At 60.0% G+C, this 17,092-nt stretch carries 18 protein-coding genes and 2 pseudogenes; 12 read left to right on the top strand and 8 right to left on the bottom strand.

Annotated features, from left to right (window positions below; translation table 11 throughout):
- Window positions 1-116: 116 nt before the first annotated feature.
- Window positions 117-362, bottom strand: coding sequence for a hypothetical protein (locus M727_RS0121820; protein WP_027154437.1), 246 nt, complete (start codon window positions 360-362; stop codon window positions 117-119).
- A gap of 387 nt (window positions 363-749) precedes the next feature.
- On the opposite strand from M727_RS0121820, the gene M727_RS0121815 reads away from it, so the two are divergent.
- The 5 genes from M727_RS0121815 (at window position 750) to M727_RS41675 (ending at window position 3,951) form a co-directional block, all read left to right on the top strand.
- Window positions 750-2,093, top strand: coding sequence for a site-specific integrase (locus tag M727_RS0121815; RefSeq protein WP_027154436.1), 1,344 nt, complete (start codon window positions 750-752; stop codon window positions 2,091-2,093).
- Window positions 2,090-2,860 (top strand): hypothetical protein, encoded by a 771-nt coding sequence (locus M727_RS0121810; protein WP_027154435.1) that lies wholly within the window; start codon window positions 2,090-2,092, stop codon window positions 2,858-2,860. The genes M727_RS0121815 and M727_RS0121810 overlap by 4 nt, the downstream gene beginning before the upstream one ends.
- Before the next feature lie 57 nt (window positions 2,861-2,917).
- Window positions 2,918-3,106, top strand: a complete 189-nt coding sequence (locus M727_RS0121805; RefSeq protein WP_027154434.1) for a helix-turn-helix domain-containing protein — start codon at window positions 2,918-2,920, stop codon at window positions 3,104-3,106.
- Between the two features lie 319 nt (window positions 3,107-3,425).
- The gene (locus M727_RS37035; protein ID WP_036262968.1) at window positions 3,426-3,635 is read left to right on the top strand and encodes a hypothetical protein; all 210 of its coding nucleotides are present in this window, start codon (window positions 3,426-3,428) and stop codon (window positions 3,633-3,635) included.
- Between the two features lie 94 nt (window positions 3,636-3,729).
- Window positions 3,730-3,951, top strand: a complete 222-nt coding sequence (locus tag M727_RS41675) for a hypothetical protein (RefSeq protein WP_156941587.1) — start codon at window positions 3,730-3,732, stop codon at window positions 3,949-3,951.
- Window positions 3,952-5,345: 1,394 nt separating this feature from the next.
- Here the strand turns inward: M727_RS41675 and M727_RS40280 are convergent.
- Window positions 5,346-5,591: a helix-turn-helix transcriptional regulator gene (locus M727_RS40280; protein WP_084646835.1), complete on the bottom strand. Its 246-nt coding sequence runs from the start codon at window positions 5,589-5,591 to the stop codon at window positions 5,346-5,348.
- 476 nt (window positions 5,592-6,067) lie between these two features.
- Here M727_RS40280 and M727_RS0121770 point away from each other — a divergent pair, with 476 nt between their 5' ends.
- Window positions 6,068-6,520 (top strand): hypothetical protein, encoded by a 453-nt coding sequence (locus M727_RS0121770; protein WP_027154431.1) that lies wholly within the window; start codon window positions 6,068-6,070, stop codon window positions 6,518-6,520.
- A gap of 381 nt (window positions 6,521-6,901) precedes the next feature.
- Here M727_RS0121770 and M727_RS0121765 read toward each other — a convergent pair whose 3' ends face one another.
- From M727_RS0121765 to M727_RS0121755, 3 genes are all read right to left on the bottom strand, one after another.
- Window positions 6,902-7,471, bottom strand: coding sequence for a recombinase family protein (locus M727_RS0121765; RefSeq protein WP_027154430.1), 570 nt, complete (start codon window positions 7,469-7,471; stop codon window positions 6,902-6,904).
- A gap of 530 nt (window positions 7,472-8,001) precedes the next feature.
- Window positions 8,002-8,475, bottom strand: a complete 474-nt coding sequence (locus tag M727_RS0121760) for an isoprenylcysteine carboxylmethyltransferase family protein (RefSeq protein ID WP_027154429.1) — start codon at window positions 8,473-8,475, stop codon at window positions 8,002-8,004.
- Between the two features lie 21 nt (window positions 8,476-8,496).
- Window positions 8,497-9,390: an NAD(P)/FAD-dependent oxidoreductase gene (locus M727_RS0121755; protein WP_027154428.1), complete on the bottom strand. Its 894-nt coding sequence runs from the start codon at window positions 9,388-9,390 to the stop codon at window positions 8,497-8,499.
- 107 nt (window positions 9,391-9,497) lie between these two features.
- Between M727_RS0121755 and M727_RS0121750 the strand changes: the two genes are divergently transcribed.
- Complete coding sequence (locus tag M727_RS0121750; protein ID WP_027154427.1) at window positions 9,498-10,145, top strand: TetR/AcrR family transcriptional regulator; 648 nt, start codon at window positions 9,498-9,500, stop codon at window positions 10,143-10,145.
- A 555-nt stretch (window positions 10,146-10,700) separates the two neighbouring features.
- On the opposite strand, the gene M727_RS0121745 is transcribed toward M727_RS0121750, so the two are convergent.
- On the bottom strand, window positions 10,701-11,594 hold the full coding sequence (locus M727_RS0121745) for an AraC family transcriptional regulator (protein ID WP_027154426.1): 894 nt from the start codon (window positions 11,592-11,594) through the stop codon (window positions 10,701-10,703).
- Window positions 11,595-11,763: 169 nt separating this feature from the next.
- On the opposite strand from M727_RS0121745, the gene M727_RS0121740 reads away from it, so the two are divergent.
- Both M727_RS0121740 and M727_RS37030 read left to right on the top strand, forming a co-directional pair.
- A complete protein-coding gene (locus M727_RS0121740) occupies window positions 11,764-12,522 on the top strand; it encodes an SDR family oxidoreductase (RefSeq protein WP_027154425.1) in 759 nt (252 codons plus the stop codon).
- A gap of 49 nt (window positions 12,523-12,571) precedes the next feature.
- Window positions 12,572-13,236, top strand: a pseudogene (locus M727_RS37030) (glutathione S-transferase family protein).
- A gap of 116 nt (window positions 13,237-13,352) precedes the next feature.
- Here the strand turns inward: M727_RS37030 and M727_RS40275 are convergent.
- Window positions 13,353-13,596, bottom strand: a pseudogene (locus tag M727_RS40275) (IS630 family transposase); the annotation flags it as partial.
- A 65-nt stretch (window positions 13,597-13,661) separates the two neighbouring features.
- Here M727_RS40275 and M727_RS37025 point away from each other — a divergent pair.
- Window positions 13,662-13,853, top strand: coding sequence for a zinc-binding dehydrogenase (locus M727_RS37025; RefSeq protein WP_051505679.1), 192 nt, complete (start codon window positions 13,662-13,664; stop codon window positions 13,851-13,853).
- 26 nt (window positions 13,854-13,879) lie between these two features.
- Window positions 13,880-14,233: a TfoX/Sxy family protein gene (locus M727_RS0121720; protein ID WP_027154424.1), complete on the top strand. Its 354-nt coding sequence runs from the start codon at window positions 13,880-13,882 to the stop codon at window positions 14,231-14,233.
- 691 nt (window positions 14,234-14,924) lie between these two features.
- On the opposite strand, the gene M727_RS37020 is transcribed toward M727_RS0121720, so the two are convergent.
- A complete protein-coding gene (locus M727_RS37020) occupies window positions 14,925-16,298 on the bottom strand; it encodes an aminotransferase class III-fold pyridoxal phosphate-dependent enzyme (protein WP_198032676.1) in 1,374 nt (457 codons plus the stop codon).
- A 355-nt stretch (window positions 16,299-16,653) separates the two neighbouring features.
- On the opposite strand from M727_RS37020, the gene M727_RS0121705 reads away from it, so the two are divergent.
- Window positions 16,654-17,013, top strand: a complete 360-nt coding sequence (locus M727_RS0121705) for a VOC family protein (protein ID WP_027154423.1) — start codon at window positions 16,654-16,656, stop codon at window positions 17,011-17,013.
- Window positions 17,014-17,092: the final 79 nt, after the last annotated feature.

The raw sequence follows: 17,092 nt of genomic DNA, 5'->3' as shown, positions 1-17,092 counted from the left end.
ATGGCATTAATGGCCGGGAGCGGGAGATGCCGGCCGGTCCGCATCCCTGTTGCATCCATTGGTTCTGATGCCCCGGACCGGAGGCATGGGCGCTTTGCTTCGCGAAGCGCGGGGGATTAGTCCTGATACGATCTTGGGCGGCTTAGAAATTCTCTGACGGCAGCGATCTGGCGTCGATGCTCGCGAAGGAAGGCCAGGCTGAAACAGATCGAAAAGGCCAATCCCGAAAAGGCTATCGTTGCCTGCGAGGTCGGATCGGGATCGGGAATCATCAGGAAGCGGAAACCGAACGCCAACGCGAGGGCAGCAAGACCACCATACATGCCGCCGATAAACGGTGCGATCGTGCGTTTCTGCTCCAACGGCGACTCCTATTTTTTCCACTACGGAATACCTGTGGTTCCATTACGGAATACCTTTGGTCTCTGCTCAGGGAATATAAGCGTTGAAGCTGACGTGCTACGGCCCCGGCCTGTGGAAATCGGGGACGAGCAGATTTCGCGCGCCCGTGGGGAGGCCCCATAAGAAGCTTTTGTTTGCTGGTGCCCCCGGACGGAATCGAACCGCCGACCTTCGGTTTACAAAACCTGTCACCAGCCCTAACGAGACTCCACAAAACCGAACATCTTTCTGCTTGAAGCCCTTGCGTTGCCTTTATTTGCGCGCCGTGTTGGCATATGTTGCCATCATTGGGTAACGGGACATAACACGTCACATCCGTTACCCCAATGTTACCCAAGGGGGACGAGATGGCAAGGGCGCTCACCGCAGCATCACTCCTGAAGCTCAAGCCGGACGACAAGCGGCGTGAGATTCCCGACGGTATCTTGAGTGGGCTCTACTTCGTCATCCAGCCCACCGGCCGGAAGTCGTGGGCGGTGCGGTATCGCGCGGCAGGCGCACCTAAGAAGGTGACGCTCGGCAATTCCCTCTTTGGTGATGATGTGGACGCGGCTGGCGCTGAGTTGAGCCGCATGCGCCAAGAGGCCGCGAACATCCTGGAGCGGGTCAGAAGGGGCGAGGATCCCGGTGCAGAGAAGCAAGCCGCCAAGCGTGCGCCGAAGACCGACCCCGACCGCGATCAATTTCTGAGCGTCGTTACCCGCTACCTCAAAGAGTACGCCTCCAAACGCCGGAATTATCCGGAGAAGGCGCGGCTTCTCGGCATGCGGCAGGACGGAGAGGAGTGGAAAACCAACGCCGAGCGCGCCGCTGGCCTGTGGGGATCAAAGCGCATCCACGAAATCACCCGCCGAGACATCCGGGAGCATCTTGAAACGCTCGCCACGACGGCGCCGATCGGTGCCAACAGGACATTCGCCGAGCTCCGCAAATTCTTCAACTGGACCGTCGGCAAAGACATCCTCGACGCCTCACCGATGGCCGATCTTCAGGCGCCGTCCGAAGAGAACGACAGCCGCAACCGTGTCCTGATCCGGCGCAAGGAAGTGCCAGGCTCGAGCGACGACGAGTTGAAGTGGCTGTGGCAGGCGAGCAAAGCCTACGATGAGACGGGGCGAGGGCCGTTCGGCTACCTCCTGCAGCTGCTGATCCTCACCGGCCAGCGGCGCTCGGAGGTCGCCGAGATGACCTGGTCAGAGGTCGACCTCGACGCCCGCGAATGGGTCATCCCGGCAGCGCGATCGAAGAACGGCGAGCCCCATGTAGTTCCGCTCTCCAAGCAGGCGCTCGTGGTTCTCAAGGCCGTGCCCAAGGTCAAAGGGAAGGCTGGCTACGTCTTCACAACGGACGGCGAGCACCCCGTCAGCGGCTTTTCCAGGATGAAACAACGCATCGACAAGCTCATGGCTGCCTGTGCGGCCGAGGCAGAGGTCGAGATAACCGATTGGACGCTGCACGACATACGCCGCACCGCGGCCGCTGGCATGCAGCGCATCGGCATCAAAATGGAGGTCACCGAGAAGGTTCTGAACCACAAGTCGGGATCGTTCCGCGGCATCGCCGGCATCTACCAGGTGCACGACTATGCCGATGAGAAGCGAGCAGCGCTGGACGCTTGGGCGGCGTTCGTGATGACACTCGTCGACAAGAAGAAGGCCACCAACGTCGTCCAGATGAAGCTGGCAAAATGAGCGCGGTTCTAGACCGGTTCAAGCTCCTCTCGCACACGACTTTCGTTCGGCATCTGGACCCCCAAGCACAGGACCACCTGGTCGAGCTAGTTACTCTGGCTCTCGACCGTTTCCTCGATGGATGGCAGGAATTTTACGACGAGGAGAGTTCGCGGTTATCCCGTGTCCTAGAGCATGTCGACCGGGCGCTGGCGGCGGTGCTGGTGAAGGCGTGGTCCTTTCACGATGACGAATTTGCCCCATTCACCGATGAAGCAGGCGCCTACGCTTGGCTACAAGGCGAAGGGCCGAACTCGGACGATCCGGAACCCTATGGGCATTTCGATCGCGAAAATAACTGGACGGTGCGCAGCCTGTGGGACGTCCGGTGCCAGATCGATGCCGAGCTTGGTGACCTTATGGCGTGGGACAAGGCTCGGTGGAAGCACCATTGGAGCCGGCCGCCGGAGACGACATCTCGTCTGCCGGCGAATTTGCAGGAGATGATTTTCGATTTCTGCCAAGTGTGGCACGACGTGGTTGACGACAATCTCGGATTGCCACGCCGCGATCCGAACCCAACCAATCCTCTGCTCCGCTTCGTGGACTATTGCCTTTCCATAGCCCTAGGCGACCAGCGACCAGCGTCTAAAACTGTCCTCCAATTGATTGCCGACCATATACGGCCAGCCATTCATGCCGATGACGGTCGCAGGCGAAAAGAGGGACGGGCTGAGTTCAATGTGGACTCCGAGGTGCCTCCCTCTGACTGGGAAAGTCCACGGTGACGAAGGCATGAATGGTCAATAGATAGTTAGGCACTGTAGCAAAACAGGGCCTAACTTATGGAAAATTCCTACCTCACGGCCAAGCAAGTGCTGGCCCGCTATCACATCACAGACATGACCCTATGGCGCTGGCTGGCCGATCACGCGCTGGCGTTTCCCAAGCCTATGACCGTCAACCGTCGGCGCTACTTCCTGGAAGCCGACATCGTGGCCTGGGAGCGGGCTCGTGCCACGAAAGCCGCATGAACGCCAACGACAACAACGGTGGCCCCGCCTGCCTGCATTCTGGGATCGCACCCAGAAGGCGACCAGTGCAACCACAGGCGCACGGCGGACGCCGCGAAGCATATACTGGATGGTCTCTTCGAGGCGTTGAGGCCTGGCGCCGACGTCCTGATACCAGCTCTCGGCAAAAGCTCTGCCTACCACGGCGGACTGACCAATATCGAAGCCGTGTCAGAGTGATGCGCGCGCTGGCCTTGATGCAGATCGAGGTCACCCGCCAGATATCGGAGATGTACGTCGAAGAGGAAGACCTCGACGTCAACAACGAGGGGGACGCCGCATGACCAACCTCCCCATCGGCGGCACCACCGGCCTATGCCACGAGACCAGCGCGGCGATCGACGAGGCCGCGACATGGCTCGCCACAACACCGCGCCGCCAGCGTGGCAAGCCAGCCGTCCCGCTCTTGCGGGGTCGCTTTGGGCTCACCGCGCAAGAGGCCTGCGAGGCAATCCGCGAGGCGAACCTGATCTGGGCGAGGTCACTGTGACCAGAAATCCGGCTAGGGAACATTTCACCAAACTGATCCGGCAAACGATGAAACAATGGCGCGGACGCGCCGCTGTCTTGGAAAAGGATGCTGCGTGAGACGCCGTGATTTGCGCGAATTTCAAGCAAGGAAATTTCTGATGGAGCGCGGTTGCGCCTCGGCCTTCGATCTTGGTACGGCCGCCGTTGCTGGTGAACCCAAACTCCATGCGAAGGCGCGGGCTGGCATCGGCTTGGCGCTTGGGGTGCATTTTGTCCAACTAGGCATCGCGCAAGTAACCCGGTTCAACCAATTCGAATGGGTGCCGTCGACCTAGTGCACCTGAACTACAGCCCTCCGACAGGCCACGAAGCGGGAACATGACCGCCCACGGGCCGCTGGGCAAAACAACCATCCCACGGAAGTGTGAAAAACACCGTGGTGCGCGTTTGTATGTCCGCGCGCACCGCGCCGCCAGTAAGGTAGCATCAGTAGGATCGACCGGCTGACCCCGATCCGCCCAGGCAATTTGGCATAGCCTCAACACCTGGAATCTGGAGACATGCTGCGTCTCTCGTCCGACTCGTCCGAAGTGACAGAACGACTGAAAGCGCATTGCCCCCTGCAAAGGGGGTAGTGCGCCCACTGAACCGATCTGAACCGAGTGACAGGCACGTGATACCACCCGAGAAAGCAAGGGAAGTGTCTGCACTAGCCGACCACAAAACAGGTCAAGCACCGCAGCCTAGCTGGCGCCGACCACCTCCTCGAAAAGTCTGAACACAATTTGCATAGTCTGCTTCGGCCCTCAACAATTGCCTGAACGCTCGCGAGCACGCCTGCATTTGCCTGGATCTAACTGGAATGTGGTCTGCAGGCCCTTCTGCGATCCTTCTGCCGGTACGAAGGGCTCTTCGATCTCTGCCTTGTGCGCAGGCAGACTGGAGAAGGCACTGCAGAGCAAATATCCATAGCGCAGGCAGGCAAAATCCTTCTGAAACGAGCTACACCATCGGCCTCCTTGTCACGGTTTTTAATGTCTCTGGGGCTAAGATTTGCTCCGAGTTCCCACATTATTGCTGGAAATCGAAGGCGACAATGGGCGGCGCAGGATCCGGAAATAGGTGGCGAGACGGAGGCCGACAAAGGTGCGAGGACCGATTTGGATCTCCGCGTTTCGGTCCTGCGCACGTACGGCCTGCTCGAGACGGGGCGCCGCGGTAGTTTGGTATGGGACGTCGGCGGCCGACCTTGCAGTTCGATCGAAATTTTTATGGATGGACAGTTCCTGGAGCTTACCTACTACCGCCGCGAATTCGCCCCGGAGTTGCGGCGCGTGCACGAGATCATCCCGCTTGAAACCACGGAACAACCTTTCGGCGGCGAGCGCCGTTGGTTCAGGTGTCCTTGCTGCGATCGACGGTGCGCGGTGCTCTACGCTGGCGAGAGATTCCGTTGCCGATTGTGTTTGAACCTCGGCTATCGTTCCCAGTATGAAGACCCACGTTTTCGGGCTCTATCGAAGGCTCGAAAATTGCGCCAACGGCTAGGCGGATCCGCCAACATGATGCTACCTTTTCCGGACAAGCCACGCGGAATGCACCGAGCCACGTTCGAACGGCTTTATGACAAGGGACGTGCTTTGGAGCAGGCGGGCCTGCGTACTCTGGCCGGGTCATGCCAGAAGTTGCAGGTTTTATCGCGACGGCGATGAGCGGCAGTTCGCCATCGCTACTCTGGTTTGATCGACGCGATCTCGCGCATGACCTCATAAGGGTCAAAGCCGATTATCTCGGCAAGGACGAGAAATTCTACGACGTCCAGACGACGATCGCCGTTCTCAATATTGGCAATAAATGGCTGATGACGCCCCAGTGCTCTGGCGACAGCCGCCTGAGTCAAACCTGCCTGCTTTCTCCTTTCGGTCAGCAGCTCAGCAAGTCGCCGATGGCGCTTTGAATGCAGGGTCTTGGCCATTCGCTCGTCGAGCATTTTTCGCTTCGACGTTGCGGTAATCCGAAATTTGTATTATCCAAAAATTGGATTTTTGCTCGGACCTTGGGGTCCCCGGACCTGTATCTCGGCGGGGAAAAACGGCCCCCTAGGTCACGCAGCCGATCCGCACTGGTGGGGCGTCGACCATGAAAGCTGATGAGCGCAGAACGTTTTGGCTAAGCTATTGGGCCTGCTTCGGGAAGTCGATGGCCGTCTGGTTGGCGATCGTTTGCATTTCGCCCCTGATCGCCGACACATCGTCCATGTCGGCTTTCTCCGTCGTAAGCAGCTTATTGGCATGGGCGGCAATGGCCGCGGTATGGTCGATTGACCCTGCTGAGAATGCTGTACGGCTCTCCCGCACCGATTAACGGTGATCCAAAGCGCGAGTTCAATTTTAAGCTAATCCGGCAATCTAGACCACTAAGGTAAACTCGAACTCTCAAAAGCTAAAACCAATGCCCCGTCTGACTCCTCAGCAAAGGATTGCACTGGCTCGAACGCTCGAGGGCCGCGCTGAAACGGCTGAAGGACTGAGCTCGGAGAAAAGGATAGAGCTTCGCCGCGCGGCGAAGAACCTGCTCGCGTTGAACGCTATGGAGGAGCGCAGGAACCAGTCGAAGTCCTCGGCTGAAGGACTCGCATGTATATTCGATCAAGCCGCGGAGCAACGCTGGTCGGAGGACCTGCGCGAGGAGCTCGGCTATCGTCATATGATACACTTGGCCGACGTGTTCGAGGGATGGGCATTCGACAGCCGCATGACGCCTGAATGGACAGCCAAGCTTGCAGGCTGGGCAGGGTCAATGTGCATGTTGGCCGAGGAGGTCGGACCGGATTGGGATCCACCAAAGCCGGAGCGAAGGCTCTCGCTGATCGGGTTCCTCGGTCGGAAGCTTTTCGACGAATGAGTTGACCTTCGCAAGCGCCAGCGATTAAAATGACATCGCATTCTCCATTCGAGACGACGTGACCTGATCCCTGCTTCCGCCAGGGTTTGCGCCCGGTTGCGTCTGCAACGGCGGGCGAGGGTGCGTCCTCAAGGAAGGCGGTCGGATGTCAAGCACCGAAGTCGTTGTCGGGCGCTCAGCTCGTGCATCCCTCCGTGACACTACAAATTCGGGAAGCATGCGGCCGATCCGCTACTATCCCGATGCCCCCTGTCAGATCTGATTATCGGCGCATTCAAATCGGTGACCGACAAGGCTGCTATGATCGATGAGGCTTCCGATAAAAAGCTACTCGGTCGCCGCCCGGTCAGGCGTTGGTCGCTAGCCTAGGCGAGGCCGCCCTTATCCTTGTCTCGAGCGTGCGGACGGGAAGTAGGAATAAAACGTCGTTCGAGAAACTCCCATCCGCTTGGCGACCTCGGCGACTGGAATTGTGCCAGCCTTGAGCAGAGCGCTGGCGGCCTCGACATCTCCGTCGTTGAGCTTCTTCCTTCGCCCGCCCTTGCGACCTCGGGCGAGGGCCGACTTTAGGCCCTCAATCGTGCGCTCCCGATTCAGGTCGAGGAAATATTCGGCCATTGCGCCATGCATCTGCAATGCGAACCGACCATGCGCGGTCTCACTGTCGAAATGCTCAGTCAGACTCAGGAATTTGATTTCTTGGCGCCGAAGCGTGTCGATCGTACGCATCATCTCTACGAGCGATCGGCCAAGACGGTCGAGCTTCCAAACCACCAGAACGTCTTCCGGTCGAAGGTAGGCGAGGGCGGCATCGAACTCTGGACGCTTTGTGCCGGCTCGGCCGGACTTCTTCTCTTCGAAAATCTTGGTGCAGCCTTCCCTCGTCAGTGCATCGCGTTGCAGATCAAGGTTCTGATCAATCGTTGAAACCCGTGCGTATCCTATCAGCATGTGCGGTATTCTAAGCGAAGAGCGTTATCCGCACAATAGATTACCTTACATATTTGCCGGACACCAAAAAGGGGTCCATGGCGTAGTTTAGTCAACGTTCACCGGGTGTACGGAAAACGGTCGATTTTCGCACTTCGGGACGGCCGGTTATGACCCTGAACCGATCACTGCCGCTGCATGGCGATGACGTCGCAAGATGGTGGGAAGCAGACTGACAGCTTTTTTATCAGTCGACACAAAGAGCGGACGTTTGACGGCTCGCGTAGTTGGGGGGCCAGTGGAACTGTGAGTTCAGCCGGCCGGTCGGTTTTCCGTGACACAGGCCGCAACCTTCAGGATGGCCCGCGGCCACCGGAGAAGGGAATCTGTGCTCTCAAACCAACATCGACTTGCTGGGCGGAGATACCTGCCGTCGCGCCGTGCGATGATGCCAGGGTGATAGAGGGCATCATAGGGTTGGCGAGGTCGCCCACGGCATAGATGCCGGGAATGCTAGTCTCGCGGGCCCGCAGGCGGCGGCGGCGGAATAGTCAGAGCCAGCGGCGAACCTCGGCCTTGTAGCGGCGGTAGTCGTCGCCGAACTTCGCTTCGAGATAGCGCTCCTCGCGGGCGATCACCTGCGTCTGGATCGCGATCAGCACCAACGGGAGCAAGGCGAAGGCGATCGGCCCGTCGAAGCCGATCGCAAGGCCGGCATAGATAAGCGCCATGCCGAGATACATGGGATTGCGGGTCCACCGATAAGGACCGGTCGTTGCGATGAGGGTCGTTGGCTGCGACGGCGGAACGTTGGTGCCCAGCCGCCGGAACAGCCCCGCCGCCGCAAGCATCATCGCCGCGCCGGCAACGAACAGCAGCGCGCCCGTCGCGACCAGCAACCGCCAGTCGATGCCGAAAGAGCGCAGGGTGACGAACCGCTCCGCCGCCAGCCCCAACAGCAGCGCTCCCAGATAGACGAAGGGCGGAGGGAAGCGCACACCCGCGCTGTCCGGTTCGACGGCCATGCTCATCTCCAATCTGTGTTCTCAAACCAGCATCGACTGCTGGGCGAAGATACCCGCCATCGCGCCTTGCCATGATGCCGTGGTGACCGAGGGCATGAGGGGATTGGCGAGGTCGCCGGCGGCGTAGATGCCGGGCATGCTGGTTTCGCGGCGCTCGTCGACCTTGAGGGCGATGCCGAGGGGCGTATCGACCGTGGCGAGACCCAGTGATTCATGCAGGCTTGCGGACGGCTTGTTGCGCGGATGCGCGAACAGGATGTCGACCGCGACATCGGGGCCGGTATCGAGCTTGACGGTGGCGCTATGGCCCCCGTGACGGTCGATCTCGGTGATCCGGCCCTCGACGACAGGTATGTTGCGACGCGCCAGATCGGCCCGGATATCGGGCGGAATGTCGTGACCATCGGCGAAGAGCGTCAACCTGTCGGTCCAATCGTGGAACAGCCTGACCTGATTGTGCGACTGCGGGCCGGACCAGACGAGGCCCCAATGCTGGCCGGCGACTTCAAAGCCGTCGCAATAGGGGCAGGGCACGATGGACGTGCCCCAGCCTTCGGCAAAGCCCGGAACATCTGGCATCTGGTCGGCGACGCCATAGCTCAGGATCAGGCGGCGCGCCCCAAGGCTTGCGCCATCGCCGGTGAGGACGGAGAAATCGTCGACGGCGCCGGAGACGCTGTCGGCCCGGGCATTGACCAGCCTGATCGTGGGATAACGCGCCAGCTGCTGCCGCGCCTCGGCCAGGATGTCCAGCGGCGGCTTGTGATCGTGGCCGAGCAGGCCATGCGAGTGGCCGGCGAAGCGGTTGCGCGGCAGGCCGGTATCGAGAACGATGACCTTGCGGCGGGCACGGCCGAGCTGCAGGGCGCCAGCGAGACCGGCAAAGCTGCCGCCTATGATGATGACGTCATCCATGGTGATGGGCTCCGTGTTGTGGTTGGGCTGGGCTTGGCTTGCACATTTTAGACACTGCGTGGTATCGTAATTCAAGAATAACGATACTGTCAAGGACTGGAATTATCGTGACCGAAAATAGTCGAGGCCGGCGCGGCCGGCCCGTCAACGAGGCGCTTGGCCAAACGATAGTCGACGCCGCGGGCGAACTCTTTGCGGAACTGGGTTTTCAAGCGACGACATTGGACAAGGTCGCCCAGCGAGCGAAGATATCCAAGCTCAGCATCTACAGGCACTTCGAGAACAAAGAGGCGCTGTTCAGCGCGGCCTTTGCGGCCCGCTGCCATCAGTTTGTACCACAGGCCCTTTTTGAAGGCGTCGACGGTTCGGCCGAAGATCAGCTCATGGCTGTGGGATCATCGCTGCTTCGCACGCTGTTGCGCCCGGACGTCCGCAATGTCGAAGCCATGGTCATGGCCGACACGACGAATCAAAAGTCGTTGAGCAAGCTCCATTACGAAGCCGGCCCCGCCCATGTCATCGCCCAAATCGAGGCCCTGTTGCGTCAGTTGCACGCGAAGGCGCTTCTGAACGTGCCCGATCCTCTCCGGTCAGCCCGCTTGTTTGCCGCGCTTATCAAGGGGTCCGATCTGCTGATTATCGTACGCTTCGATGAGGCGAGAGCAGAGGACGACTACGAAATTGAATCCTATTGCCGGTCGGCCGTTGCCATGTTCATCGCCGCGCATTGTGGCAACAACCAACCAAACGGATAGACTAGTCGACTTCTCCATCGACGCCCCCGACGACATGACCGTCAATGAGTCCACCGTCGGCCCGGCTAACCAGCCCAGGTGAACCACCCTCCCCCACTCCTGTGGGGGAGGGGCTAGCCCTAATGTTCCGCAATGTCTGCTCTTAGGAAGATCATCCAGGGGGCCTAATGGCTGGGATAGGGTCGACTCCGGCCGCTCGACCTTGATCGCTTTAACGACCGATCGTTGGCGACAAACCGAACATAGTTTCTGAACACAATTTCATGTCAGTGTAACGGTCGATTTTCGCATATGGGAGACCCCGAACCGGTTACTGCCGCTGCATGACGACAACGTCGCTCCAGGGTGGAAAGTTCACGTTGCTGCCGTTGATCTGAACCGGCAGGAAGCGCCAATTCCGGACGCTCTCCGGCGATGCGCTGAACGACTTGATCGGGGCCGGAAGCCGTCTGTCCGGAATTGGATAGACGGCGCAGCAAGCCGCCGTTCAACTGCCGCCCCATCTTTGCCGTTCAAGCGGCGCGCCTAGGATCCTGAAACCTGCCTTCCAAGCGCTTACGCGGCCGCACCGATTTCGCGCCGTATCTGACGAACGTCCCGCGCCGGCGGCGCGCCGAATTGCCGAAGGTACTCTCGGCTAAATTGTGACGCGCTCTCATAGCCGACGGCGAACGCAACGTCGGATGCGCTATGTTCGCCGGCCAAAAGCAGCTGGCGCGCCTCCTGCAACCGGAGTTGTTTCTGATACTGAAGGGGGCTGAGGCCGGTCATCGCCAGGAAATGGCGATGTAGGCTGGCGCGGCTCATGCCGCTGGCATCGCATAAAGCCTCGATGCGCAGTCGGGTGTTGTAATTGTCCCTGATCCACCCAACGGCCCGCCGGATGCGACCCAGCGCGCCCTCGGGTTGGGCAATCTGACGCAACAGCCGTCCCTGCGGACCTTGCAGGAGACGATAGAGCAATTCCCGTTCGATCATGGGGGCGAGAACCGGGATATCGGCCGGCGTGTCGAGCAACGACAATAGGCGAAGCAATGTGTCGCGAAGCGGAGCGGTCATCGGATTGATCGCGATGCCGATACCCTTTGGATCGTTCTCGCGCACCGGCGGCATGGTCGACGCCAGTTCCGCCAGCATGGCCGGGTCCAGCACGAGTGATACCGCGACATAGGGCTGCCCCCCATGGGCATCCAGAATCTGACCGATCAACGGCAGGTCGAGGGCGCTGATGAGATATTGTGCGCTATCGTAGCTCAGAAGATTGTCGTTAATCGCGACGCGCTTTGACCCCTGCAGGATGAAGCAGATCATCGAGCGATACAGGCATGGTGTCTTGCCGCTGGAAGCTTGCCCAACGCCGATCTCCACGCGCGGGATCGACGTGACAGTCGATCCAGGTGGCGCGTGGCGCAGGGCGATGTCGAGATGCAGGGCAAGATGGTCGGTCATCGACAGACTTATGGCACAGCCCCGCCACTAAGCAAAGCGGTTGAGACGATCAGGCAAAAGGTTGAGCTTATTGGGCGGGTTTGCGATCCCATCATCGCCTATCTTGAAAATACCGAGGGAGCCGGACGGCACCCCTTTCCCGGTGCCCACTATCCGACAAAGGCAGACCATGACCAATCAGATCGCACTCATTACTGGCGCCAGCCGCGGCCTCGGCCGCAGCATGGCGCTTCACCTCGCCAAGCGCGGTGTCCATATCATCGGCACTTACCGCAGTGGTGCTGCAGAGGCCGAGGCGCTGAAACAGGAGATCGTGGCGCAGGGCGGAAGGGCTGCGATGCTGGCGCTCGATGTCACCGATACCGCCAGCTTTCAGGCATTTGCCGGGGCAATGACCGATACGCTGAGGACCGACTTCGGCCGTGAACGGTTCAACTTCCTCGTCAACAATGCTGGCAATGGCATCACTGCGAACTTCATCAATGCGACCGAAGAGCAGTTCGACTCACTGGTCACCACGCACCTGCGCGGACCGATCTTCCTGACCCAGAAGCTGTTGCCGCTGATCGAGGACGGCGGACGTGTCCTAAACGTCTCGTCCGGCTTCGTGCGCTTCACCGTGCCGGGATACAGCATCTATGCGGCGATGAAGGCGGCAGTCGAGGTGCTGACCCGTTTCATGGCGGTCGAGCTTGGGGCGCGCAGGATCCGGGTGAACGCAATCGCCCCCGGTGCCATCGCAACCGATTTCGGCGGCGGGGGAGTGCGCGATAACGAGGATGTGAATGCGTACGTGGCACAGAGTATCGCGCTCGGCCGTGTCGGGCTGCCGGATGATATAGGCGGCGCGGTTGCCGCGATCCTGTCCGACGATCTGGGCTGGGCGAACGGCACGACCTTCGACATCTCAGGCGGGCAGATGCTGTAGAGCCGGGCGCAGCATCTCCATCCGATCTCCAGCATATCGAGAGACCATCATGCCGAACGCCAACCTCACGCTCATTAGTCATCCGCTGTGCCCGTTCGTTCAGCGGGCGGCGATCGTCCTTCTTGAAAAGGGTGTACCCTTCAACAGGATCGACGTCGATCTCGCCGCGAAGCCGGACTGGTTCCTAGCGCTTTCGCCGACGGGCAAGGTGCCTTTGCTCAAGGTGGGACAGGCGGATGGGAGAGACGCGATCATTTTTGAGAGCATGGTGATCTGCGAATATCTCGACGAAACGCAAGACGGTGCCAGCCTCTATCCCGCCGACGCACTATCCCGCGCGCAACAGCGGGCCTGGATCGAGTTTGGCACCGCGACGCTTGCCGATGCCTGGCAGTTTCTCAACGCCAAGGATCGTCCGATCGCCGACGCCAAGCAGGCTACCTTTCGAGACAAATTGCAGCGACTCGAGGGCGAGCTCGATGAGGGGCCTTATTTCGCGGGATCGGCGTTCGGCATGGTCGATGCGGTGTTCGCACCTCTATTTCGTTACTTCGATCTTCTCGATCCAGCCGTCTCGAAGCCGATCTTCCCCGAGTGTCAGCGTGGCGGGCCGCCCTGGCATCGTGCCAGAGCGTCATCTCTGCGGTGGGAGACGATTACGCCGATCGATTCAAGCAGCACCTGCTTCAACATCAGGCAATCCTTTCAGACTGAATTGGCGTCGAGCCCTTTCGGTAGGTGTCGGAACATGCAGCGACTCCCTTGCTGACCGGGGCCGTCCACATCTGAGTCAGAACCCTTTTTGCGCACCAATTGATAGGCAGCAGTTCCTAATTGAAGGAATCTAATGCTTGGTGCCCGCGTTTGACGGCAGCGATAATTTTGTCCGGATCGGCGGTCCAGGTGAAGGTTTTGGGGTGATCGTTGTGCTCGGCGAGGAAGCGGTTGATGATGGGGATCAACGACCGAATGGAAGACGCCGCGCTTGAGGCGGCGTTTGGCGAGTCTGGCGAAGAAGCCCTCCACTGCGTTGAGCCACGCACACGAGGTCGGTGTGAAGTGGAAGGTGAAGCGCCCTATCGGACGACTGGGTCATACCCGACTTCCGTCCGCTCGGCTTCATCCCCTTTGGAACGCGGTTGACCGCCTATGGCGGCAACGCCAACGACCTGCCCGCCAATGTATTCGACCGGCACCTCCAAGCCATCTCGCAAGGTCGGCTGAAGGTGTGCATCGCCAAGGTGTACCATGGCCTCGGCAGCGTGCAGGAGGCACAGGCCAATCTCGAGAGCGGTACGGCGCCGGGCAAGCACGTGGTCGTACCAAACTGACTACTTCGGATAGATGGAGATAACAAATGGCGACAAAGTCGAAGGCTTCAGAGATGGCGGATCACTACATCGGTCTCCTTGCGGACTGGGCCGAGGTGACAAGGAAACCGCTCTTCGGAGCGATCGCACTGCGCCGCAATGATCTTGTTTTCGGCATGATCTGGAAAGGCGGTCTCTACTTCAAGACCGACGAGCAGTCGGTGCAGGAATACGACGCGGCGAGTTCGGGCAAGCTCGGCTACACGACGAACGAGGGCGAGTCGCGCGCCCTCAAGTCCTATGCCGAAGTGCCTCCCGAGGTGAGCGAGGATGATGAAAAGCTTTGTGAGTGGGCAGAGACTGCATATCAGGCTGCGCTTAATAGCGCCGCGCGGTCGTAATCCGCTTACGGCAATGGAACAGGTCAAAATTGACCTCCAGCTCCTGATGCCCGTCCAGATCAAATCCTGCGCAGCGGCTAGTATCGGCAAATCTGCTGGCTGGCTTGCCCAATGAACGTCCGCTTCTGGGAGACCGCAACATTGCCTTGAATGACTGGCATGCGCGCAAACCTGTCACTTCCCGCGCGTATGGCCCGGTCTCCTTCGGGTCAACTTGCGGCCTAGCGATGCAAATCCGAATGGCTGTAGTGGGTCGACTCAGGCCGCTCGGCCTTGATCGCTTTAACGACCGCTCGTGACGACAAACCTAACATAGTTTCCGAACACAATTTCGTGTCAGCATAACGGTCGATTTGCAGACACAAAGGCCGGCCATGCGCCGCAGGAGAGAACCCTGGCCGCTGCTCTGGAGGCTCCGCCGGAACTCACGGCCGTGACCCGTTCCAGTCGTTCCCGCCATGTCTCATGTATGACTGCTTTGCGCCTAACGTCGGCCGTTGAGGTGAGCTCTGCCTCCGCCTGAAAGTGGACATTGCGGTGGACCACGTTGGAAGTCGCAGTTGCGCCCCATCGGACGTTGTTTTTGCTGCTTGTTTTCGTCGATAGCGGACCTCGTGACTAACAAAAAGGTGCGCCGAGATTGCGGCCTCGACGGTGCAGTTTCGTGATTTTAAATAGCAGATCGTTATTATCATTTAATATTATTCATGAATTCATGCATAAGATCGACATAGCCATCGATATCCTCTTTGCCATGCGCAAAGGATGCCTGTGGTCCGGCGCTGACGATGCAATCCCAGTACCCCCGGTTCGCCATGAAGACGCGGCGGGCGTCGAGCATGTCGAGGTCCATGGACAGACGCGCTTCGGCATAATTGCGCGGCAGCTCGGGCGTCAGGCACAAGCCCGAACGCGGCCCGATCCGGAACGCGCGGCATGGCAGGTCCAGATCCCGGCAGATGGCGTCGATGCCGTCGGCCATGCGCGATCCGAGCGCGGAAATCCGGTTGAAGGCGTCTTCGGTCAGTACATGTTCCAGCACGGCGCGCGCGCAGGCCATCGACAGGGCATTGCCATAAAGCGTGCCGCCAAGGCCAATGCCGGGCCTGCGGTGCAGGATGTCGAGATGCTTCTCGACATGATCGCCTATCGCGTCGGTCATGCCATAGGCGGCAAAGGCCAGTCCCGATCCGAGCCCCTTGCCGAGCGTGATGAAGTCGGACTCGAGATTCCAGAGCCGCGTCAGGCCGCCATAGGCGAAGGAAAAGGTGTGCGATTCATCGATGCACAGCATCGTGCCGGTTTCGGCGGTAATCCGCCGCAGGCCCTCCAGATAACCCGGATCGGGCAGCACCAGGCTGCAATTGGTCAGCGCCGGTTCGGTAAGGACCAGCGCGACTTCGCGCGACTCCAGCGCCGCCGCCACGGCATCGAGATCGTTGAAGGGCAGGATGATGGTATCTTCGGACCGGCGCCCTGACAGGCCCTGATATTCGGGAACGACCCGTTCGCCGTCGAACTTGACCAGCGTTTCCTCGATATGGCCGTGGTACTTGCCTTCGAAGACGATCAGCTTGCGCCGGCCGGTGATGTGCCGGGCGATGCGCATAATTTCAGTGTTGGCGCCCGATGCCGCCAGCGTGAACTGCCAGAAGGGTAGCCCCATCAGTCGCCCGAGCGAATCTGCCGCCACTACGGCATCCTCGGTGGGCAGCAGATAGTGGGCACCGTTGCGGAACTGGCGGACCATCGCCTCTTCCACCGCCGGAATGCCGTAGCCAAGCGTGGCCGAAAGGTCCGCCACGTTCATGTCGACATAGGCATTCCCGTCTACATCGAAAAATCGCGCGCCTTCGCCGCCCGCAACATAGAGCTGGGGATGCATGTAATAGCCGGCCATCCAGGACATCGGCGTTCCAGCCGGCATGACCTTGCGCGCGCGGTCGAGTAATGCCTTCGACCTCCCGGTGTGCGCCGCGAAGCGCTCCAGTTCACGCTGGTTCAACTCTGTGACGCGCGTCCGGTCCGCCCTATAGACTGGACCTGGCGCAAGAGTGGTCGACAATTCTATTCTCCTGTCAAATTCCTTGCGTCGTGCGCCGGCACAGCCGGCGGGCACCGCCAGAACCGGGTGCCGGCTCACCAATACGCGATAGCGTCGTTCCAGCACTATTCGAGAAAGATCTGCTTTGGCAAGGCGACGTGGAATGTCCGCTCCGGTCAATTGTGTGCCGGAAACTGACCGACAGCTCCCGGCCCCAAATCTGGAACAGCTGTAGACGGCTTCCACTGTTGGATTCCTGACAGCCCGCTTCCAAACGTTAAATCGATAAGGTTGCCGTTCGATCATGCTCCAGATGTCACGGGAACCTTGCTGGTCGAGCAGTCGTTCATACCGAGTCTGGCCCGGAGAAAAACAAATGAACCTGCAGAAGATCTACACCGCATTGCTCACCGCAGACCTTGCGGCGGCCGAAGGCTGGTATACGAAGCTGCTCGGTTGCGGACCGGATCACCGGCCGATGGACACGCTGGTGCAGTGGGAGCTTTTCGACCAGGGCGGGCTAATGGTTTCAACCAGCGACGAGATCGCCGGCAGGGGCGTGATGTTCCTTTACGTCGATGATGTCGCGGCTGAGCGCCGCAGACTGCAGGGCTTGGGGATCGTGCTCGGGGACGACGATGAGGGCGACTATTCGACGCTGGCGCAGGTGCGTGATCCTGACGGCAACGTCATCACGCTGGCGTCGCCGCCCTCGCGACCCTTTCCGCCGGCATGACATCTTTCTGCTTGCCGCCCTTTTTCAGGTGGACGGGGCCGCTTGGATGAAGGCCAGCTTTCGGGAACCCGCAAGGAGC

Origin of the sequence: Mesorhizobium sp. WSM2561 (genome assembly GCF_000513915.1) — a bacterium.
Classification (GTDB): Bacteria; Pseudomonadota; Alphaproteobacteria; order Rhizobiales; family Rhizobiaceae; genus Mesorhizobium; species Mesorhizobium muleiense.
This window is presented reverse-complemented; position numbering and strand designations above follow the sequence as displayed.